The sequence below is a fragment of the Streptomyces tamarix genome (assembly GCF_032423885.1).
In the GTDB taxonomy this organism is placed as follows: Bacteria; Actinomycetota; Actinomycetes; order Streptomycetales; family Streptomycetaceae; genus Streptomyces; species Streptomyces tamarix.
In genome coordinates this window covers 21,028-40,644 of sequence record NZ_JAWCTQ010000021.1, presented here as the reverse complement: position 1 = coordinate 40,644, position 19,617 = coordinate 21,028, and the positions used below count along the sequence as shown (strand labels likewise).

The 19,617-nt window shown below is 73.0% G+C and carries 19 protein-coding genes and 1 riboswitch; of the genes, 13 read left to right on the top strand and 6 right to left on the bottom strand.

Annotated elements, in window-relative coordinates; translation table 11 throughout:
• The first annotated feature begins 486 nt into the window (after positions 1–486).
• Both RND61_RS17970 and RND61_RS17965 read left to right on the top strand, forming a co-directional pair.
• Positions 487–1,401, top strand: a complete 915-nt coding sequence (locus RND61_RS17970) for a sugar phosphate isomerase/epimerase family protein (protein ID WP_315878994.1) — start codon at positions 487–489, stop codon at positions 1,399–1,401.
• Between the two features lie 177 nt (positions 1,402–1,578).
• Positions 1,579–2,598 (top strand): Gfo/Idh/MocA family protein, encoded by a 1,020-nt coding sequence (locus RND61_RS17965; RefSeq protein WP_315878993.1) that lies wholly within the window; start codon positions 1,579–1,581, stop codon positions 2,596–2,598.
• A 60-nt stretch (positions 2,599–2,658) separates the two neighbouring features.
• Here the strand turns inward: RND61_RS17965 and RND61_RS17960 are convergent, their stop codons facing one another.
• Positions 2,659–3,417 (bottom strand): LysM peptidoglycan-binding domain-containing protein, encoded by a 759-nt coding sequence (locus RND61_RS17960; protein WP_315878992.1) that lies wholly within the window; start codon positions 3,415–3,417, stop codon positions 2,659–2,661.
• A gap of 3 nt (positions 3,418–3,420) precedes the next feature.
• A riboswitch (cyclic di-AMP (ydaO/yuaA leader) is annotated at positions 3,421–3,584 on the bottom strand.
• Positions 3,585–3,993: 409 nt separating this feature from the next.
• On the opposite strand from RND61_RS17960, the gene RND61_RS17955 reads away from it, so the two are divergent.
• On the top strand, positions 3,994–5,316 hold the full coding sequence (locus RND61_RS17955) for a vanadium-dependent haloperoxidase (protein WP_315878991.1): 1,323 nt from the start codon (positions 3,994–3,996) through the stop codon (positions 5,314–5,316).
• A 42-nt stretch (positions 5,317–5,358) separates the two neighbouring features.
• Here RND61_RS17955 and RND61_RS17950 read toward each other — a convergent pair whose 3' ends face one another.
• The 4 genes from RND61_RS17950 to RND61_RS17935 form a co-directional block, all read right to left on the bottom strand.
• Positions 5,359–6,648 (bottom strand): FG-GAP repeat domain-containing protein, encoded by a 1,290-nt coding sequence (locus RND61_RS17950; protein WP_315878990.1) that lies wholly within the window; start codon positions 6,646–6,648, stop codon positions 5,359–5,361.
• Between the two features lie 115 nt (positions 6,649–6,763).
• A complete protein-coding gene (locus RND61_RS17945; RefSeq protein ID WP_315878989.1) occupies positions 6,764–7,162 on the bottom strand; it encodes a DUF2267 domain-containing protein in 399 nt (132 codons plus the stop codon).
• Positions 7,163–7,221: 59 nt separating this feature from the next.
• On the bottom strand, positions 7,222–7,617 hold the full coding sequence (locus tag RND61_RS17940) for a DUF2267 domain-containing protein (protein WP_315878988.1): 396 nt from the start codon (positions 7,615–7,617) through the stop codon (positions 7,222–7,224).
• A 69-nt stretch (positions 7,618–7,686) separates the two neighbouring features.
• Positions 7,687–8,127, bottom strand: coding sequence for an Hsp20/alpha crystallin family protein (locus RND61_RS17935; protein WP_315879059.1), 441 nt, complete (start codon positions 8,125–8,127; stop codon positions 7,687–7,689).
• A 216-nt stretch (positions 8,128–8,343) separates the two neighbouring features.
• Here RND61_RS17935 and RND61_RS17930 point away from each other — a divergent pair, with 216 nt between their 5' ends.
• The 9 genes from RND61_RS17930 (at position 8,344) to RND61_RS17890 (ending at position 17,522) form a co-directional block, all read left to right on the top strand.
• Positions 8,344–9,030 carry a type III effector protein gene (locus RND61_RS17930; protein WP_315878987.1) on the top strand — a complete coding sequence of 229 codons (687 nt, stop codon included), beginning with the start codon at positions 8,344–8,346 and terminating at the stop codon, positions 9,028–9,030.
• 58 nt (positions 9,031–9,088) lie between these two features.
• Entirely contained in the window at positions 9,089–9,529 is a 441-nt protein-coding gene (locus tag RND61_RS17925) for a J domain-containing protein (RefSeq protein WP_315878986.1), read from the top strand.
• A 156-nt stretch (positions 9,530–9,685) separates the two neighbouring features.
• Positions 9,686–11,035 carry an ABC transporter substrate-binding protein gene (locus RND61_RS17920; protein WP_315878985.1) on the top strand — a complete coding sequence of 450 codons (1,350 nt, stop codon included), beginning with the start codon at positions 9,686–9,688 and terminating at the stop codon, positions 11,033–11,035.
• On the top strand, positions 11,032–11,982 hold the full coding sequence (locus tag RND61_RS17915; protein ID WP_391653659.1) for a carbohydrate ABC transporter permease: 951 nt from the start codon (positions 11,032–11,034) through the stop codon (positions 11,980–11,982). Before RND61_RS17920 ends, RND61_RS17915 begins: the two co-directional genes overlap by 4 nt.
• Entirely contained in the window at positions 11,982–12,815 is an 834-nt protein-coding gene (locus RND61_RS17910; RefSeq protein WP_315878984.1) for a carbohydrate ABC transporter permease, read from the top strand. The genes RND61_RS17915 and RND61_RS17910 overlap by 1 nt, the downstream gene beginning before the upstream one ends.
• A gap of 56 nt (positions 12,816–12,871) precedes the next feature.
• Positions 12,872–14,068 carry an ABC transporter ATP-binding protein gene (locus RND61_RS17905; RefSeq protein ID WP_315878983.1) on the top strand — a complete coding sequence of 399 codons (1,197 nt, stop codon included), beginning with the start codon at positions 12,872–12,874 and terminating at the stop codon, positions 14,066–14,068.
• 484 nt (positions 14,069–14,552) lie between these two features.
• The gene (locus RND61_RS17900) at positions 14,553–15,740 is read left to right on the top strand and encodes a S8 family peptidase (protein WP_315878982.1); all 1,188 of its coding nucleotides are present in this window, start codon (positions 14,553–14,555) and stop codon (positions 15,738–15,740) included.
• Between the two features lie 107 nt (positions 15,741–15,847).
• Positions 15,848–16,579 (top strand): spermidine synthase, encoded by a 732-nt coding sequence (locus RND61_RS17895; RefSeq protein WP_315878981.1) that lies wholly within the window; start codon positions 15,848–15,850, stop codon positions 16,577–16,579.
• 58 nt (positions 16,580–16,637) lie between these two features.
• On the top strand, positions 16,638–17,522 hold the full coding sequence (locus tag RND61_RS17890; protein ID WP_315878980.1) for an IS982 family transposase: 885 nt from the start codon (positions 16,638–16,640) through the stop codon (positions 17,520–17,522).
• A 140-nt stretch (positions 17,523–17,662) separates the two neighbouring features.
• Here RND61_RS17890 and RND61_RS17885 read toward each other — a convergent pair whose 3' ends face one another.
• Positions 17,663–18,067 (bottom strand): type II toxin-antitoxin system PemK/MazF family toxin, encoded by a 405-nt coding sequence (locus tag RND61_RS17885; RefSeq protein ID WP_315878979.1) that lies wholly within the window; start codon positions 18,065–18,067, stop codon positions 17,663–17,665.
• 166 nt (positions 18,068–18,233) lie between these two features.
• Between RND61_RS17885 and RND61_RS17880 the strand changes: the two genes are divergently transcribed.
• The gene (locus RND61_RS17880) at positions 18,234–19,466 is read left to right on the top strand and encodes an IS701 family transposase (protein WP_315878978.1); all 1,233 of its coding nucleotides are present in this window, start codon (positions 18,234–18,236) and stop codon (positions 19,464–19,466) included.
• The last annotated feature ends 151 nt before the right edge of the window (positions 19,467–19,617 follow it).

The following is a 19,617-nucleotide window of genomic DNA, read 5'->3' as shown; positions in this document are numbered from 1 at the left end:
GGCGCCCGGTTCGACGCCGGTGTCGGTCCCGGCGGTCCCAGCGGTCCCGGCGTCGGCGGGCTCGGGGTCGGTGTCGGCGGGTTCGGGCATGCGTGTCGCTCCTGGTGACGGCGGGACGGTTTCCGCGCGGCGGTGGTCGGCGTCGGCTCACTCACGCCGTTACTGCCCTCCCCCTCCGGGGGGATAAAGCCGCAGGGACACCATTGACCCGCATGGAGAGCGATCTCACACGCCGCGGCGGGACCGTCCGCGCGAGGACGGGCCTCCCGCGGGCCCCCGGCCCCCGGCGCGCGGTGGCGGTGCGCGACGCCACCGTACGGGCGAGGGAGATGGTGGCTCCGCCCCCGGCGCGCGGTGGCGGTACGCCGGACGAGCGGAGCGGGCACCGCCCGCGGCGCGGCATCGTGCCGATAGGGTCGGACCACCGTCGAACCCGCCCGTACCAGACCGCCCAGCACCGCCCGCGCCCGGGTGAAAGGACCGCGTATGGACACCGTCGGCACCCCGTCCCTCGACCGCATCAGGATCGGTTCCGCGCCGGACTCGTGGGGGGTGTGGTTCCCCGACGACCCGCGGCAGGTGCCCTGGGAGAGGTTCCTGGACGAGGTGGCCGGGGCCGGGTACGAGTGGATCGAGCTCGGCCCGTACGGCTACCTCCCGACCGACCCGGCCCGGCTCTCCGACGAGACCGCCCGGCGCGGCCTGAAGGTCTCCGCCGGCACGGTCTTCACCTCCCTGCACCGGGGCCCCGCCGTCTGGGACGCGACCTGGGAACGGGTGAGCCGGGTCGCGGAGCTGACCCGCGCCATGGGCGCGCGGCACCTGGTGGTCATCCCCTCGTTCTGGCGGGACGACAGGACCGCCGAGGTCGTCGAACCGCCCGAGCTGACCGCCGGGCAGTGGGCGGACCTCGCCCGCGGCACGGAGCGGCTGGGCCGCGAGGTGCGGGAGCGGTACGGCCTCGGCATCGTCGTCCACCCGCACGCCGACACGCACCTCGACACGGAGGAGCACGTGGAGCGGTTCCTCGACGCGACCGATCCCGACCTGGTCTCGCTGTGCCTGGACACGGGGCACTACGCGTACTGCGGCGGCGACAGCGTCAAGCTGATCGAGACGTACGGGGAGCGCGTCGGCTACCTGCACCTCAAGCAGGTCGACCCGGCCGTCCTGGCGGAGGTCGTCGAGAACGGCGTCCCGTTCGGGCAGGCCGTGCGGCGCGGGGTGATGTGCGAGCCGCCGTCCGGCGTCCCCGCACTCGAACCGGTGCTCGCGGCGGCGCAGCGGCTCGGCGTGGACCTGTTCGCCATCGTGGAGCAGGACATGTACCCGTGCCCGCCGGACCGGCCGCTGCCGATCGCGGTGCGCACGCGCCGGTTCCTCCGCTCCTGCGGTGCCTGACCGGCGGGCCCCCGGGGCTTCCCGGTCCCTCCGGACCTGCCGGACCCCGGGGCTCCCGGTCCCTCCGGGCCCTCCAGCCCCCGGGGCCTCCCGGTCCCTCCGGATCCAGGGCCCCCGGTCCCTGTGACCTGCCGGACCTTCCGACCTCCCGGACCTCGGGGAAGGAGACCTTCGACCATGACCCAGCGCGGAACGCTCGGCGTGGCCGTCGTCGGCGCCGGCCGGATGGGCGCCGACCACGTGCGCCGCATCGACCGGGTGATCAGCGGGGCGCGGGTGGCCGCCGTCGCGGACGTGGACGCCGAGCGGGCGAAGGCCGTCGCGGACGGTGTCGACGGCTGCGCGGCGTACACCGACCCGGCCGCCGCGATCGCCGCGCCCGGCGTGGACGCCGTGCTCGTCGCCTCCCCCGGTCCGGCGCACGAGGCGGCGCTGATGGCGGCGCTCCGGCGCGGGCTGCCGGTGCTGTGCGAGAAGCCGCTCACCCCGGACGCGGCGTCCGCGCTGCGGGTGCTGCGGGCGGAGGAGCGGCTGGGCAGGCGGCTGGTCCAGGTGGGTTTCATGCGGCGGTACGACGCCGAATACCTGCGGCTGAAGGCGCTGCTGGACGGCGGCGGGCTGGGTCGGCCGCTGATGCTGCACCACCGGCACCGCAACGCCTCGTCGCCGCCCTGGTTCACCGGCGAGATGCTCCTCGGCGACTCGGCGGTCCACGAGATGGACGTCACGCGGTGGCTGCTGGGCCAGGAGATCACGGCGGTGACGGTGATGCGGCCGCGGCCGTCGGGGAACGCCCCCGAGGGCGTCGACGACCCGCAGTTCGCGGTCTTCGAGACGGACGGCGGGGCGCTCGCCGACGTGGAGGTCTACGTCAACTGCCGCTTCGGGTACCAGGTGCAGGCCGAGGCGGTGTGCGAGAACGGCACCGCGCGGATCGGCGACGCGCACGGGATGCTCGTCGCCGCGGGCGGCCGGTGGGGCGGTTCGATCGCGCCGGGGTTCGTGGAGCGGTTCGAGGAGGCGTACGACCGGCAGGTGCGGGCCTGGGTGGACGCCGCCCTGCGCGGTGGGGCCACCGGCCCGAGCTGCTGGGACGGGTACGCGGCGGCGGCCGTCTGCGAGGCGGCCCTCCGGGCGCGGGCCGAGGGCCGCCGGGTGGAGGTCGGCCTGGTGGAGCGGCCGGCCCTCTACCGCTGACGTGCGCGACCGGGCACCCGACGGGCCGGGGCCCGGCGCGTCGGATACCCGGAGGGCGGGTCAGTACGGGCCGTTGACGTTGTCGATGGAGCCGTACCGGTCGGCGGCGTAGTTGCACGCGGCGGTGATGTTCGCGACCGGGTCGAACGGGTCCAGGGACGTGCCGGGCACGTGGTAGGCGCTGAACGTGGGGTCGATGACCTGGAGGAGTCCCTTGGAGGGCGTCCCGGCGGCGGCGTTGGAGTCCCAGTTGTTGATGGCGAGCGGATTGCCGGAGGACTCGCGCATGACGTTGCGGTGAATTCCGTCGTAGGTTCCCGGAATTCCGTGCTGGGCCATGATGTCCAACGATTCCTTGATCCAGCCGTCGAGGTTGTCGGCGTACGTCTTCACCGCGACGGGGGTGACGACGGCGCGGGCCTCGGAGCGGTCGGCGCGGGCCGGTTCGGAACGCTCCGCCGAAGCCGCCGCCGCGGCGCCGATGGTGAGCTTCAGACCGGGCCGGATGTGTGACGGGTCGTCACCGATGGCCTTCTTGTTGTCCTCGTACAGCTTCTTCCAGCCGCCGCTCACGGAATGCTCGCCGGCGATACCGGAAAGGGTGTCGCCGACGGCCACGGTGTACGTCACGGGCTTGGCGGCCTGGACGGCGGCGGCCGGCGCGACGACGGCCACGGCGGGCGCCGCGACCGGTGCGGCGGAGGCGGTGGCGGCGCCGGTCAGGGGCAGGGCGAGGGCGGCCCCGCCGGTACTCGCGACGACGAGCCCGCGGCTGAGGCGGCTGTTCTTGGGGCGACGGTGCTTACCCTGTGCGGGCATGGGGATTTTCCTCTCCGACGCCTGCGAGGTGAGCTGTCGGGTTCGGGCGGGAGATGCCCGGCCGCGGTCTCCCGCGACTTCACCCCTAGCCGCTCCGGACACCGGACCGGCGACTTACCTGGTTCCCCCGCTCCTGCCGAGCGCGCGTGTGTGGGTGCTGGAATCCGGAAGGCGGCAGGATTCGGCGTTCCCTCCGGAATGACGGTGACCGTAAACGAAATCCGCCGGGAGGAACAAGGGCGGGAATTCCGGCCGATGATCCATTGCAGCCCCGTTCGGCGGTGAATTCCGTGCCCCCGCGCGGCGTCCGGGGAATTCCGCCGTCCGCCCGCCGTGACCGACATCACGGTTTGCGCCTCCCGCCCGCCCCCCGCCACCTCACCCCAAAAATAGACAAGTCATATGTATTTAATCAATACCCTGAAATAGTAATCAAACGGACATGGGTCCCGGGTCGACTCCGTACGGGTGCTTGGAGCACCTGGAGCGGCGAGTGCGATTGCGCTTCCCGCCCGAACGCCGAAGGTGTGAATGACGGATATCGACCAAAAAGGGATAAAAGTGCATAAGAGATCGATGAGGACGTCACCGCGCCGGACCCTGGCGGCCGCGGCCACGCTGTTGGGTCTGACGGCGATCGTGGCGCCGGTCCCCGCACCTGCGGCACCGGCGCCGCAGACCGCGCCCTCCGCCTCCGCCCCCGGCTCCGTCATCGCCGACTGGGCGCGGCTGACGGCGGAGGTCGTGGACCCCGAGAACCGTCTGATCTCGCCGGAGAAGGCCCTGTGGCACGCCCTCGTCTCGACGGGCATGTACAACGCGGTGGTCGGGATCGAAGGCCGGTACGAGCCGTACCGCTGGAACGGACGGGCGCCTCGTACGGCGTCGGCCGTGGCCGCCGCCGCGACCGCCGCCCACGACGTGCTGCGGCACTACTTCCCGCAGGCGGCGGCCCGGCTGAGGGCCGCCCACGCCGCCTCGCTCGCTGCGGTGCCGGACGGGTGGGCGGAGAAGGCGGGGGTGGCGTTCGGCCACCGCGCGGCCACCCACGTCATCGCGTTGCGGAAGAACGACGGCCACGGCGCCCGGGTCGCCTTCCCGGCCTCCCCCGCCCCCGGCGTCTGGCGCCCCACACCGTCGGCGTACCGCCCCTTCACCACCGCGTGGCTGGCACGGCTGCGCCCGCTGCTCATGGACCGGCCCGACCGGTTCCGTCCCGGGCCGCCGCCCGCGCTGCCGTCCGCCCGCTACGCCGCCGACCTGAACGAGGTGAAGGCGTACGGCGCGAAGAACAGCCGGGTGCGGAGCCGGTGGCAGACCGACACCGCGCGGTTCTTCGTCGACCTCGACCTGCAGGGCGCCCTGGCCGACCGTGCCGCGCGGAACGGCCTCGACCTGGTCGACACGGCACGCCTGTTCGCCGCCGTCAACACCGTCCAGATCGACGCGACGATCGCCGCGTGGGACGCCAAGCTGCACTACGGCACCTGGCGGCCCATCACCGCGATCCGCGAGGCCGACCGCGACAACAACCCCCGCACCCAGGCCGACCCCGCGTGGGAGCCGCTCCTGGAGACCCCCTCGCACCCCGACTACCTCAGTGGCCACACCACCACCACCGGCGCCTTGGCCCGGACGTTGACGCTGCTGTCCGACAGCCCGTTCCTCGACCTGCGCATCACGTCGGCCTTCGCGAAGGAGACCCGCTACTACGCCTCCGCCTACGAGTACAACCGGGACTGCGTGGGCGCCCGCACCTGGGCGGGCATCCACACCCGCACGGCGAACACGGTCGGCACGCGGACGGGCGAGCGGGTCGCCGCCTGGGCGCTCACCCGCCACTTCCGCCCGCTGGCCGACCAGCCCGCCGACCGACCGGCCGACCGACCGACCCGCTGACCGGCCGGCCGCGGGCGGCGGCGCACCGGACCTGACGTACCATCAGAGGATGGCGTCGAACCCGTCCCAGTACTGGGCGACCTGGACGCGCGACCGGAACGGCGCCGCCGCGTTCCCGGTGCCCGTGTACTGCCACAGGACACCGGCCGTGTCGCGGGCGAGCAGCTCCGGGTGGCCGTCCGCCGTGACGTCGCCGTACGCGACGAGCACGTCGTAGATGTTCCAGCCGGTGCCGATCTGGCGGCGGGCCTGGAGCGGGGCGTTGCCGTCGCCGGTGCCCTGGTAGAGCCACAGCGCGCCGGAGCCGTCGCGGGCGATCAGGTCGGCCTTCCGGTCGCCGGTGACGTCGAGGCCACCGGTGAGGGAGGTGTAGATGTTCCAGCCGGTGCCGGCCTGGCGACGGGCCTCGAAGGGCCGCGCCGGGTCACCCGTGCCCCGGTACAGCCAGAGCACGCCCGAACCGTCCACGGCGAGCAGGTCGTGTCGGCCGTCGCCGGTCAGGTCGCCGGCGCCGCGGATCGACCGGTACGCGCCCCAGCCGGAGCCGACCCGCACCGGGGGCTCGAAGGAGGTGCGCCCCCCGCCGGCGAGCCGGTGGTACCAGAGCACGCCGGACGCGTCGCGCGCCACCACGTCGCCGCCGCGGCCGCGGACGTCGATCGGCGCGAGCTTGGTGAGGCGGTCGTACTGGCCCCAGTTCACACCGAGGTCCTTGCCCCACTCGACGTCCAGCGCCGACCCCTCCCCTTCGTAGGAGCCGTACGCGCGCATGTCGCCGCTCCGGTCGCGGGCGAGGACGTCCCAGTCCATCGGCACGGCGCTGACGCCGGCCACGTCGAACCGGCCGGCGGCGGTGGCGTCGGCCGCCCCCGACGCGGGGGCGAAGCGGGCGTCGACGACGATGTGCCAGGAGGGCACGGAGGCGGACGCGGAGACCCGGTAGGTGAGCGTGTGCCGGCCCGCCGGCAGTTCGCAGCTCACCTTTTCGAGGAGCAGGGCGGACCCGGGGTACGTGCACGGCTGCTCCACGCCGTCCGGGGCGCCGACGGTGAGGCCGATGGACCACTCGTCGCGCATGCCCCAGGGCCGCTGGTCGTCGGCGGTCTGGAAGCCGAGGGTCAGTACGCCGCCCTCCGCCGCGTCGACCGTCACCGTGTGGACGGCCTGGCCGCCCGCGGCGACGCCGGGCGTGGTGAGGACGACCGGGCCGTTGGCGCCGTCCGCGGCGTGCGCCGCCGTCCCACTCGCCCCCGCCACTCCCGTGGCCAGCAGCGCCCCGGCCGCTCCCAGGGCGCCCAGCCGGCGCCGCCCTCCGCGCAGAATCTTCCGCATACCGCGGTCCCTCCCCTAATCCTCGTACGTGGCGTACTCGATGCCGTCGACGCGTTCGACGCAGCCGACGTATTTTCGAACACTACCCGCACGGAAAGGGGTGGGTGGCGGGTCGTCAGGCGGCGGGGGCCAGTTCGACCAGGCCGAACAGGAGGGCGTAGCCCCGGGGCAGGCCGGCGAGGATCCGCCGCGTGAGGTCGTCACCCACGTGCGCGCCGACGACGCCCAGGACCGTGGAGGTGGCCCAACGGGCCTCGGCGGGGGTGAGCGGCGCGAGGGCGCGGGCGACGCGCTCGACGAACTCGGGCGCGGCGACGGGCTCCGTGACCGGGATCTGGGCGGCGAGGAGGGCGCCGGCCTCGGCGGGCAGGACCCGTACCAGTTCGCAGCGTTCGTCGCCGATGACGTGGCCGCCCAGTACCGTCAGCACGGCCCGCAGGACGCGTTCCGCCTCCGCGTCGGAGTCGTAGCGGCCGGCGGTGCGGATGCGGTCCACGAGTTCCTGCCACGTCATGCTGGAAAGCCTTTCCTCCCCGGTCGCGCCCGTGGGCGGCCGTGTGTCGTCTGTGGTGGTCAGGCCGCCCGCGGGCGGCCGAAGAGAAGGTCGTACCCCGGAGGGAGCTGGAGCAGGACGCGGCGCATGAGGTCGTCGCCCGCGGCGTCGGCGACCACGCTCAGCACGGCGCCGACGTCCCACTTGGCGGTCTCCTCGGTGGCTCCCTCGATCCACGCCGCGGTGGCGCGGACGAACCGCTCCGGGGAGAGGGGCTCGGCGGCCTGGAGGGGGTTGAGCAGGATCAGCTCGAAGGTCTCCGGCAGCCGGGCGGCCAGTTCCGCCCGCACCTCTCCGACGAGGTGCGCGCCGAGCAGCGCCAGGACGACCCTGGCGGCGCGCTCCGCCTCCTGCGGTGACGCGTACTCGCCGCGGTCCTGGACGGCGTCCAGGAACGGCTCCCATCTCATCTGCATCGCGCGTCCTTTCCGGCCTGCGGAGGGCGGACTCCTCCGCCCTCCGTCCGCGCTGCGAGCGGGGTCCGATCAGCCGCCGAGCTCCTTGCGCGAGCCGTCGCCTGCGGCACTGATGGCGATCTTGCGCGGCTTGGCGCGTTCGGCGATCGGGATGCGCAGGGTCAGGACACCCGCGTCGTAGTCGCCCTTGATGTTCTCCACATCGAGGGTATCGGCCAGCATCACCTGGCGGGAGAACACGCCCAGGGGACGCTCGGACAGCTCCATCTGCACGCCCTCGGCCTTCGCCTGCGGCCTGCGTTCGGCCTTCACCGTCAGCATGTTCCGCTCGACGTCGACGTCGATGGCGTCCGGGTCCACGCCGGGCAGGTCGAAGGCGATCACGTACTCGTCGCCTTCGCGGTACGCGTCCATCGGCATCGCGGTGGGCCGCGACCACGTCCCCGACGCGCCCAGCAGCCTCTGGGCGATCCGGTCGAACTCCTGGAACGGATCGGTGCGCATCAACATCGTGAACCACCTCCACTGGCTCGGACGCTCCATGCCAATGCGGTCACCTGTGTCCTGTTGTAACATGTCATCGGAACGATGACAATTCCCTTCGTCATCTAAGTGATGACAATGCACTTCGTCATCCAGATGATGACAAGGCCCTCCGTCATCGAAAGAATGACAATCCCCTGCGTCATCGGACCGATGACCACTGGTTCCCGTGAAGGAGGCCCTGTGAGCGAAGCCGAGCAGCCGACGCCGCACTCACCGGCCCCCGGCTCCCTCGTCGCCGCCGCGACCGCGCTGAGCGCGATCGACGAGGCGATCCGCACGGCGCACGGCGCCCCGGCGGGCGAGGGGGGGAGCGGGCCGCAGGTCCCCCCGCCCGGCACGGAGGACGCCCTCGCGGCCCTGCTCCTGCTCAGGGAGGTGCGGCGGCGGCTGGCGGACTGGGAGCCCGCGCTCATCGAGGCGGCCCGCTCGGCCGGCGCCAGCTGGGCCGACCTCGCCGGTCCGCTCGGCGTGGCCAGCCGGCAGGCGGCCGAGCGCCGGTACCTGCGCCTGCGGCCCGGCGGCGGCCACGGCACGACGGGCGACCAGCGCGTCAAGGCGACCCGCGACCGGCGGGCCGCCGACCGGTCGGTGAGCGCGTGGGCCCGGCGCAACGCCGCGGACCTGCGGCAGCTCGCCGGGCAGATCACGGCGCTCGACGACCTCGCCCGGCAGGCCCGGTCGCCGATCGGCCGGCTCACCGAGGCGCTCGCCGGGGACGACGCGGCCGGCCTCATCGGCCCGCTCGCCGCCACCGGCCCGCACCTGCGGGGCCGGCACCCGGAGCTGGCCGCGCGGGTCGAGGACGTGGCGCGGCGCACGGACGAGCTGCGCCGGGCCAGCGACCACGACCGGCGCTCCCTCGGCTGATCCCCGCGGGTTCCGCCTGAGGGGGGACGGGGGTACGGACCGCTGCGAGGTGATGACCGTGGCGACAGGGCAGGACGCGGGCGGCGTCCGGCGCGACCCCTACGCGGTGCTGGGGGTGGCGCCGACGGCGTCGGCCGAGCAGATCGCCTCCGCGTACCGCGGGCTCGTCCGCGCGCTGCACCCGGACGGCGCCCCGGGCCGGGGCGAGGCGGAGCGCCGGGCGTCCGCCGGACGGTTCGACGAGGTGGTCGCCGCGTACCGGGTGCTGCGCGACCCGGCGCGACGTGCGGCGTACGACGACGGCCGCCGCGCGCACGACGCCCGGCGGCGGCCCCGCCCCGCCCCCGCCGTGCGGGTGGAGCCCCGCCGGGAGGCCCCGGCGCACGGCGGCGGGCTGCTGTGGGTGGGGCCGGTCCGGGTACGACCGCCGCGGTGGGACCCGGGCCGCGCGCGGCCCCGTGACGCCGGGGACGCACCGGGGTACGGGCCCGGCGGGTAGCGGCGACCGGCACAGGCCCGACCGCCGCCCCGGCCGGGGCTCCGTGGACGCCCCGGCCAAAGGCGGCGGTCGGGGCGTCGGCCACTCGGGTGGCCGTGTGCCGCAACCGCCTGTGCCGCGCGTGCGGGGCCCCCGCCGGGGCCTACCGTCGACCCCATGTCAGGAGAGGTCCGGGAGGACTCCGCCCGCCGGCGGCCGCTCCGGGCCGGTGGGCGCGGTACCGGGAGGGGCCCGGGCCGGGCGCGCGGCGCGGTGCGCGGGCTGCGGGCGCTGCTCGTGCTGCCGCTGCTGGCCTCGCCCCTGGCGTCCTGCGGCTCCGGCGAGCCGGCCGGGCCGACGACGCTGAACTGGTACAACTTCCCCGACGACTCCGGGGCGCTGGCCGCCGCGGCGCGCAACTGCTCCCGCGCGTCGAACGGCCGCTACCGGATCGCGTACCACAAGCTGCCGCGCACCGCCGACGGGCAGCGGCAGCAGTTGGTGCGCCGGCTGGCCGCCGAGGACGACTCGATCGACATCATGGGCCTCGACGTCACGTGGGCCGCCGAGTTCGCCGAGGCGGGCTGGGTCCTGCCGTGGACCGGCGGGGCGCGCCGCCGCGCCGAGCGGGGCACCCTCGAAGCACCGCTCCGGACCGGCACGTGGAAGGGCCGGCTGTACGCGGTCCCGTACAACACCAACACGCAACTGCTCTGGTACCGCGCCGACCTCGTCGACCGCCCGCCGCGCACCTGGGCGGAGATGCTGGCCGTCGCCCGCCGGCTGGCCGCCGAGGGCAAACCGCACCACGTCGAGGTCCAGGGCGCCCAGTACGAGGGGCTGACGGTCTGGTTCAACACGCTCGTGGCCAGCGCGGGCGGCTCGATCCTCGACGCCGACGCGACCGCGCCGTCGCTGGGGCGGCCCGCGGTCCGGGCGGCCACGATCATGCGGGACCTCGCCAGGTCGCCGGCGGCCGACCCGTCGCTGCCGAACCAGATGGAGGACCAGAACCGGCTCGCGATGGAGTCCGGGCGGGCGGCGTTCCAGGTGAACTACCCGTTCGTCCACCCGTCGATGAAGGCCAACAACCCGGAGCTGTTCCGGCACTTCCGCTGGGCGCCGTACCCGAGGGTGGACGCCTCGCGGCCCGCCAGGCCGACGGTCGGCGGGATCGACCTCGCGATCGGCGCGTACTCCCGCCACCCCCGGCAGGCGTTCGAAGCGGCGCTGTGCCTGCGCAACCGGGAGAACCAGATCGCGGCGGCCGTGGACGGCGGACTGCCGCCGACCTTGCGGGAGCTGTACGCGGACGAGGAGTTCGTCCGGAGCTACCCGTTCGCCGACGCCATCTACCAGTCGTTGCGGAACGCGAGCGTCCGCCCCCGCACCCCCGCCTACCAGAACGTGTCCGTCGTCATCGCCCACACGCTGTCCCCGCCCTCGGCGATCGACCCCCGCCGGTCCGTGGAGACCATCGGGGACCAGATCGAGGACGCCCTCCAGTCGAAGGGGCTGATCCCGTGAGACGCGCCGCCGGGGAACGGGCCGGGAACGGCGCGGCGGGGCCGGGAGCGACGGCCTTTGCGCGGCTCCCCGAGGGGGCGCGGCAGGAGCGCCGGCTCGGCTGGCTGCTGTGCGCGCCCGCCGTGCTGGTGATGGCGGCCGTGACGGCGTACCCGATCGGCTACGCGGTCTACCTGTCGCTGCAACGCCACGACCTGCGCTTCCCCGACCGGGCGGAGTTCGTGGGGCTGGGCAACTACGCGGCGGTGCTGTCGTCCCCGTTCTGGTGGGAGGCGTTCTGGGTGACGCTGCTCATCACGGTCGTGTCCGTCGCGGTCGAGCTGGTGCTCGGGATGGCGCTGGCGCTGGTGATGCACCGCACGGTCCTGGGGCGCGGCACGGTCCGCACGGCGGTCCTCGTCCCGTACGGCATCGTCACCGTCGTCGCCGCGTTCTCCTGGCAGTACGCCTGGACCCCCGGCATCGGTTACCTCGCCGCGCTGCTGCCGGCCGGGGAGGCGCCGCTGACGGAGCGGTGGCCGGCGCTGGGGCTGATCATCCTGGCGGAGGTGTGGAAGACGACGCCGTTCATGGCGCTGCTGCTGCTCGCCGGGCTGGCGCTGGTGCCGGAGGAGACGCTGCGCGCCGCGATGGTGGACGGGGCGGGCGGGTGGCAGCGGTTCACCCGGGTGACGCTGCCGCTGATGAAGCCGGCGATCCTGGTGGCGCTGCTGTTCCGCACCCTGGACGCGTTCCGCGTCTTCGACAGCGTCTTCGTGCTGACGGCGGGCGCGCACGGCACCGGCTCGGTGTCGATCCTCGGCTACGACAACCTGTTCACCGCGCTCAACCTCGGCATCGGATCGGCGGTCTCCGTGCTGATCTTCCTGTGTGTGGCGTTGATCGCCTTCGCGTTCGTCAAGCTGTTCGGGGCGGCCGCCCCCGGGGCCGGGGAGGGTGACCGCTGATGGCACGTGCGGGAAAGCGGCATGTGACCGGGTGGGCGATCGCCAACGTCGCCGTCGTGGCGTACGCGCTGTTCCCCGTCTGGTGGATCGCGGCGCTGTCCTTCAAGGACCCCTCGACGCTGACGGACGGCAGTGTCGTCCCGACGAAGTGGACGTGGGACAACTACCGGGGGATCTTCGAGACGTCGGTGTTCACCCGGGCGCTGGTCAACTCGATCGGCATCGCGCTGATCGCCACGGCCGTCGCCGTGGTGCTGGGCACGATGGCCGCGTACGCGGTGGCCCGGCTGCGCTTCCCGGGGAAGCGGCTGCTGATCGGGCTGTCGCTGCTGATCGCGATGTTCCCGCCGATCTCACTGGTCTCGCCGCTGTTCGACATCGAGCGGGCCCTGGGGCTGTTCGACACGTGGCCGGGGCTGATCCTGCCGTACATGACCTTCTCGCTGCCGCTGGCGATCTACACGCTGTCGGCGTTCTTCCGGGAGATCCCCTGGGACCTGGAGAAGGCGGCGAAGGTCGACGGGGCGACGCCCGCGCAGGCGTTCCGACTGGTGATCGCGCCGCTGGCGGCGCCCGGGGTGTTCACGACGGCGATCCTGGTCTTCATCTTCTGCTGGAACGACTTCCTCTTCGCGATCTCCCTCACCTCGACGCAGTCGGCGCGGACGGTCCCGGCGGCGATCGCGTTCTTCACCGGCAGCAGCCAGTTCCAGGAGCCGGCCGGGTCGATCGCCGCCGCCGCGATGGTGATCACCGTGCCGATCATCGTCTTCGTGCTGCTGTTCCAGCGGCGCATCGTCGCCGGACTGACCTCGGGGGCCGTCAAGGGCTGACCCGCGCCCCGCCCCGTCCCCTACGCCTACGGCATCCCCACCAAGGAGCACCGACAGTGGCCGAGATCGTTCTCGAGGGCATCACCAAGAGGTACCCGGACGGTGCCGTGGCCGTGCGGGACGTCGACCTGACCGTCGCCGACGGGGAGTTCGTCATCCTGGTGGGGCCCTCCGGCTGCGGGAAGTCCACGACCCTCAACATGATCGCGGGCCTGGAGGACATCACCGAGGGCACGCTCCGCATCGGCGGGCAGGTCGTCAACGACAAGGCGCCGAAGGACCGCGACATCGCCATGGTCTTCCAGAGCTACGCCCTCTACCCGCACATGAGCGTGCGGGAGAACATGGGCTTCGCGCTGCGCCTGGCGAAGACGGACAAGGCGGTGATCCGGGAGAAGGTGGAGGAGGCCGCCCGCGTCCTCGACCTCACCGAACACCTGGACCGCAAACCGGCGAACCTGTCGGGCGGACAGCGGCAGCGCGTCGCCATGGGCCGCGCCATCGTCCGCAGCCCCAAGGCGTTCCTGATGGACGAGCCGCTGTCCAACCTGGACGCGAAGCTGCGCGTACAGATGCGCACCCAGATCTCCCGGCTCCAGCAGCGGCTCGGCACGACGACCGTGTACGTGACGCACGACCAGACCGAGGCGATGACCCTCGGGGACCGCGTGGTGGTGATGCGCGGCGGCGTCGTCCAGCAGGTCGGCACGCCCCAGCACCTGTACGACCAGCCGCGCAACCTGTTCGTGGCCGGGTTCATCGGGTCGCCCGCGATGAACTTCCTGCACGCCTCGCTGGAGGAGGGCGTCCTGCGCACCGCGGTCGGGGACCTGCCGCTGGACGCGGGGGTACGCCGGCTGCTGGAGCGGGCCGGGGCGCCGCGGGACCTGGTCGTGGGCCTACGGCCGGAGGCGTTCGAGGACGCGGCGCTGGTGGACCCGGACCTGCCGGGCGCCCGGTTCACGGCGACGGTGGACGTCGTCGAGTCCCTCGGCTCCGACGTGTACGCCCACTTCACGGAGGAGGGCTGGGAGCCGGCGGCGAGCGAGGACCTCGCGGAGCTGGCGGCGGACTCCGGGGCGTCCGAGACCGGGGGCGGCGGGCACCAGATCATCACCCGGCTCAGCACGGCGACCCGGGTGCGGGAGGGCGCCCGGGCGGAGCTGTACGTCGACACGTCGGGCATGCACGTCTTTGATCCGCGGTCCGGCGCCAACCTCACCCGCCGCGAGACCGCGGAGGGCGAGGTCTGACGGCGTCCCGGCCGGCGGAGCCGGGACGGGGGCCGGGGCGGGGACTGGAACGAGGCTGGTGCGGGGGCTGGAACGAGGCCGGTCGGGGGCCGAGGTGAGACCCGGCGCGGGGCCGAGACGGGGGCCGGGGCGAGACCCGCACGGAGGCCGGGGCGAGACCGGGGCGGAGCCAGCGCGGGGGCCGGGGTGAGGCCGGCACGGGAGCCGGGGCTGGGCCGGGACGGGGCCGGCGCAGGGCCGGGACGGGGCCGGCGCAGGGCCGGGACGGGGCCGGCGCGGGAGCCGGGGCTGGGCCGGGACGGGACGGGGCGAACGGCACGGTCGCGGCCGTTCGTCACCTCATCCGATGAGTGGCGTGGTCCTGACACGGTCGCGTGGTGTGACCCCAGCGAGTCCAGATACCTGACGACGTCACCTCGCCCTCCCGGGGCGGACGAGGTGAAGCACGACGTCGCTCGCCCGTCACCGACCGATCGGAGACCCCATGAGGCTGCCCGCGCGCCGCGCATCCGCCGCCCTCCTCCTCCTGCTGATGCCGCTCGCGGCCACCCCGGCCACCGCGGCCGGGTCCGACACGGAACCGCCCCGCACCACCCCCGCCCCGCTGCGCCCGGCCCCGGCGGACGGGATCGACGGCCAGTACATCGTCACCCTCGAACCGGACGCGACCCCCGCCCAAGTGGCCCAACACGCCGGGGTCACCCCGCTGTTCTCGTACGAGAAGGTGGTGCGCGGATTCGCCGCGAAACTGACGCCGGCGCAACTGTCGACCGTACGGTCGGCCCCGGGGGTCGCGGCGGTGGAGCAGGACGCGGTGGTCAGCACCGTCCCGGTCCCGGAGACACGGGCCCCCGCGAGCAGCTGGGGCCTGGACCGGATCGACCAGCCGTTCCTGCCGCTGAACGGCCAGTACAACGTGAAAGGCACCGGCGCCGGCGTGTCGGCGTTCATCCTCGACACCGGCATCGACTACGGCCACCCGGAGTTCACCGGCCGGGCGCGCCCCGGGTTCGACGCGATCGGCGACGGGCGCAACGGCCGGGACTGCAACGGCCACGGCACCCATGTCGCGGGCACCGTCGGGGGCGCCACCCACGGGGTGGCCCGCCAGGTGGGACTGGTCAGCGTACGGGTCCTCGACTGCGAGGGCAGGGGCTCCTTCGCCGGGATCATCGCCGGACTGGAGTGGGTGGCGGTGAACTCGAACCGGCCCTCGGTGCTCAACGCCTCGCTCGGCGGCCCGCGCTCCGAGGTGGTCAACACGGCGACCACCGTCCTGTCCGACAAGGGCGTCCTGCCGGTCGTCGCGGCCGGCAACAGCTCCGCCGACGCGTGCGGCGTCTCCCCCGCCAGCGCGGCCCGGACCATGACCGTCGGCGCCACGAACCACCTGGACCAGGAGGCGTCGTTCTCCAACTTCGGCCCCTGCCTGACGATCTACGCGCCCGGCACGCAGATCAAATCGGCCAAGCTGGGCGGCGGCAGCACCCACATGAGCGGCACGTCCATGGCCAGCCCGCACGTCGCCGGGGTCGCCGCCCTCTACAAGCAGCGACACCCGACCGCGTCGTCCCGCGCGGTCGCCGCGTGGATCGTCGAGCAGTCCGTGAAGGACGTCCTCACGGTGACCAAGAGCTCCCCGAACCGGCTCGTCCAGACCGGCGGCCTGTGACCCGCTCCCCCCTCCCCGTGCCCGTCCGCCCTCCGACCGGGAGCGGACGGGCTCCTTCCCCGGTGTCGTGGCCGTGATCGAGCGGACCGTCCGGTAGCGTCCGGCGGGTGAGCGCGCGGTTCCAGGAGATCGACTGGCGTCCGACCCCGATCGGTGAGATCAGCCTGCGGCGCCGCCGCGACCCACTGACGGGCGCGGACGTGTACGAGGTGAAGCTCGACGACACGTACCTGATGTCGAGCCTCTTCACCGAGGGCGAGGTCGCGCTCGCCCGGCTCGGACTCGCCGCGCTGCCGGACGCCGCCGCCCCACTGGACGTCGCGGTGGGCGGCCTGGGCCTCGGGTACACCGCGCGGGCGGCGCTGGACGACGCACGGGTGGGTTCCCTGGTCGTCGTGGAGGCGCTGGCGGAAGTCGTCGAGTGGCACGAGCGGCGGCTCGTCCCGCTCGGTGCCGCACTGACGGACGACCCCCGGTGCCGGTTCGCACACGGCGACTTCTTCGCGCTGGCCGCCGGAGTGGACGGCCTGGACCCGCGGTGCCCGGGGCGCCGCTTCCACGCCGTGCTCCTGGACGTGGACCACTCGCCGCGCCACGTGCTGCACCCGCGGCACGCGGCGCTCTACCGGCCCGCCGGGTTGCGGACGCTCGCCGGGCACCTGCGGCCCGGCGGGGTCTTCGCCCTGTGGTCGGACGATCCGCCGGACGAGGCGTTCACCACCGTGCTCACCGAGGTGTTCGCGAAGGCGGAGGCCCATGTGGTGACCTTCTCCAACCCGGTGCGGGGCGGCACGGCGACGAACACGGTGTACGTGGCACGCGTGTCGCCCCCCAGATGAGTGGGGCCGATGTTTGTGCTGGTCGCGACCATGGCGAAGGGCGCCCGTCGGTCAGTGTGTGAAGACGAACCTGGACGCCCTTCTGGCGGCACTGTACGTGTTCATCGACGACCACGTGGCGCCTTGTCGCCGGATCGGGCGGCCCCCGAAACTCACGGACGCCGAACTGCTGTGCCTGGCCGTCGCCCAGGTGCTGTTGGGGTTCCCCTCGGCCCGGCACTTCATCCGCTTCGCGCACGCCCGGCTGGAGCACCTGTTTCGCTACCTGCCCCAGCAGTCCGCCTACAACAAACGCCTCAACGCCGCAGGTCCCCTGATCAGCCAGGTGATCGAAGCCCTGGCCCGGCAGGCACCGACCTGGCACGACGACCTGCGGCTGATCGACTCCACCCCACTGTCCTGCGCGGCCTCCCGCGAGACCGTCAAACGCTCCGAACTGGCCGGACACGCCGGCTACGGCCACTGCCGCTCCCACTCCCGCTGCTCTTGGGGCCTGCGGCTCCACCTGGTCACCACCGCCGAGGGCATGCCCGTCACCTGGTGCCTGGCCAACTCGAAACTCGGCGAGCGGGAGGTGATGGCCGCGCTACCGCAACGCGACCACCACCTCGCCCACCAAGGCCAGGTGATCCTGGCCGACAAGGGCTTCGCCGGGAAAGACTTCGAGACCTTCATCACCGACCGGCTCGGCGCCCACCTGGTGCGACCGGACCGCAAGGACGAACCGGCCCGCTTCGGCAAGATCGCCCGTGTCCGCCAGTGGATCGAAGCCGTCATCGACACCCTCAAGGGCCGGCTCAGCCTGGAACAGCACGGCGGCAGAACCCCTGCCGGAGTCTTCGCCCGCACCGGCCAGCGACTCCTCGCCCTGGCCGCCGCCCTCTGGCACAACTGGACCACAGGCGCCACCATCAAACGATCACTGATCACCTACGACCACTGAGAACACCGGACTCACTCATCCAGTACTCCAGCCGTAGATCGTGATCTCGATGATGAGGGGTGTCGAGGCGGCAGGTGTCCAGCGTGGATCATCTCGCCCGAAATCGCCCATGCCGTCGCGGGCGTCGGCTCCTTCTCCGTCTACCCGAGTTCACCGCGACGGAGGGCGTCCCTTATCTCGCTGAGCTTCGCGGTCGTTGCCGGGGTCCGCTCCTGTGCTTGTTCAGCGAGTCGGAGGGCATCGTCGATCTCGCTGAGCTTCCTGGAGGACAGGACGGCCGCCCGCTCGATCAGGTCGTCCCGGGACACGGTGGTCAGCCACGTGCACGGGGTGAAGCCTGGACGCGGGAACGCGAGCCGCAGCACGCCTTCGAGTGGCAGCCCTTCACCGGCGCCGACCGTCACTTCGATGCCCAGACCGCTGATGTCGAAGCCCGCCGGAGCGACGACCTGCATCACCTGGAACCCGGACGCGTCGTCTCCTGACAGCAGTACGACCAACCTCCGCTCGTCGAACTGGACCCACCAGACTTCGCCACGTTGCACAAGCCCTCCGATACACAGGACCGCAGGCAGACGCTGCGCGACCTGACGCGGTGTGGAGACGAGCGCGGCCACCGTTGATCATCGGTGTGCGAAGACAAACGATCATGCGGTGGCCGCAGGTCACAGCGTAGACCCTGCCTGCTGGCAGGAGGCGTTCAAGGGCCTGATGAGCCGGATAGCGGGACGCTTCACACGGGTCGAATCCCGACCCCGGGCCCGGAAGTCGGTACTCGGCCTGTTGTCGGACCTGCCGCGCAAGAACTGCTGGGCCATCGCCGAGTGGGCCGGGGAGAGGACCCCGGACGGCATGCAGCACCTGCTCGGGAGGGCGAAGTGGGATGCCGACCAGGTCCGCGACGAGGTGGGTGACTACGTGGTGGAGCACCTGCACGACGAGGCGGTGCTGGTGGTCGACGAGACCGGCGACGTGAAGAAGGGCACCGACACCGTTGGAGTCCAGCGGCAGTACACCGGCACCGCGGGCAGGATCGAAAACGCCCAGGTCGCCGTCTACCTGGTCTACGCCGGCCGCCGCGGGCACGCCGCAGTGGACCGGGAACTGTATGTTCCGCGTTCCTGGACCTCCGATCCCGGCCGCTGCCGGGCCGTCGGCCTCGGTGACAATACGGAGTTCGTGACCAAGCCGGAGCTGGCCGCTCGCATGGTCACCCGATTCCTCGACGCCTGCCATCGGGCCGCCTGGGTCGTGGGAGACGAGGTCTACGGCGGCAGCCCGAGGCTGCGCACCGCGCTGGAGGAACGCGGCACCGGCTACGTCCTCGCGGTGGCCTGCTCGCACGAAGTCCCCACAGGCGCCGGGAGGTTTCGCGCCGACATGTTGGCCAGGAAGGTGCCCAAGAGGGCCCGGCAGAAGCTGTCCGCAGGGGCCGGCGCCAAGGGCCACCGCTTCTACGACTGGGCCGTCATCGACCTCACCGATCCCAGGCCCGGGAGCCGGCAGCTGCTGATCCGCCGCAACCGCAGTACCGGCGAACGTGCCTACTACCGCTGCTACTCACCTGCCGCAGTGCCGCTGACCACCCTGGTGCGCGTCGCTGGATCAAGGTGGCGGGTCGAGGAGTTTTTCCAGTCCGGCAAGGGCCTGGCGGCCCTGGACGAGCACCAGGTCCGCCGATACCCGTCCTGGTCCCGCTGGGTCACCCTGGCCATGCTCGCGCACGCCTTCCTCGCTGTCCTCCGCGCGAACGAACACGAGGGTCATCCCTCGCCCGACGAGCTGATACCGCTCACCTGTGACGAGATCCAACGACTGTTCACCGCGCTCGTCAACCGGACCGTCTTTGACCCTGTCCACCAACTTCGCTGGTCCGTCTGGCGACGCCGCCACCAGGCCCGATCCCAGACCAGCCACTACCGGCGTCAAGCCGCTCAAGCATGAAGATCACGATCTACGGCTGTAGTACTAACCGGCCCGAGCGCCGCACGCCACGCAAACTCCTATACCAGCCAACCATGTTCCGCCTTGGCATTCACTTGCCGATCTGGAAAGTGAATGCCACGGTAGGAACCGTGCGTGACTCGGCGAGTTC

Excerpts from the sequence above, each read along its gene's own strand:
- RND61_RS17920 (WP_315878985.1), top strand. The coding sequence starts at position 9,686 with ATGTCAGGAGAGGTCCGGGAGGACTCCGCCCGCCGGCGGCCGCTCCGG.
- RND61_RS17940 (WP_315878988.1), bottom strand. The coding sequence starts at position 7,617 with ATGCAGATGAGATGGGAGCCGTTCCTGGACGCCGTCCAGGACCGCGGC.
- RND61_RS17900 (WP_315878982.1), top strand. The coding sequence starts at position 14,553 with ATGAGGCTGCCCGCGCGCCGCGCATCCGCCGCCCTCCTCCTCCTGCTG.
- RND61_RS17880 (WP_315878978.1), top strand. The coding sequence starts at position 18,234 with ATGAGCCGGATAGCGGGACGCTTCACACGGGTCGAATCCCGACCCCGG.
- RND61_RS17955 (WP_315878991.1), top strand. The coding sequence starts at position 3,994 with ATGAGGACGTCACCGCGCCGGACCCTGGCGGCCGCGGCCACGCTGTTG.
- RND61_RS17970 (WP_315878994.1), top strand. The coding sequence starts at position 487 with ATGGACACCGTCGGCACCCCGTCCCTCGACCGCATCAGGATCGGTTCC.
- RND61_RS17910 (WP_315878984.1), top strand. The coding sequence starts at position 11,982 with ATGGCACGTGCGGGAAAGCGGCATGTGACCGGGTGGGCGATCGCCAAC.
- RND61_RS17965 (WP_315878993.1), top strand. The coding sequence starts at position 1,579 with ATGACCCAGCGCGGAACGCTCGGCGTGGCCGTCGTCGGCGCCGGCCGG.
- RND61_RS17960 (WP_315878992.1), bottom strand. The coding sequence starts at position 3,417 with ATGCCCGCACAGGGTAAGCACCGTCGCCCCAAGAACAGCCGCCTCAGC.
- RND61_RS17945 (WP_315878989.1), bottom strand. The coding sequence starts at position 7,162 with ATGACGTGGCAGGAACTCGTGGACCGCATCCGCACCGCCGGCCGCTAC.
- RND61_RS17935 (WP_315879059.1), bottom strand. The coding sequence starts at position 8,127 with ATGTTGATGCGCACCGATCCGTTCCAGGAGTTCGACCGGATCGCCCAG.
- RND61_RS17950 (WP_315878990.1), bottom strand. The coding sequence starts at position 6,648 with ATGCGGAAGATTCTGCGCGGAGGGCGGCGCCGGCTGGGCGCCCTGGGA.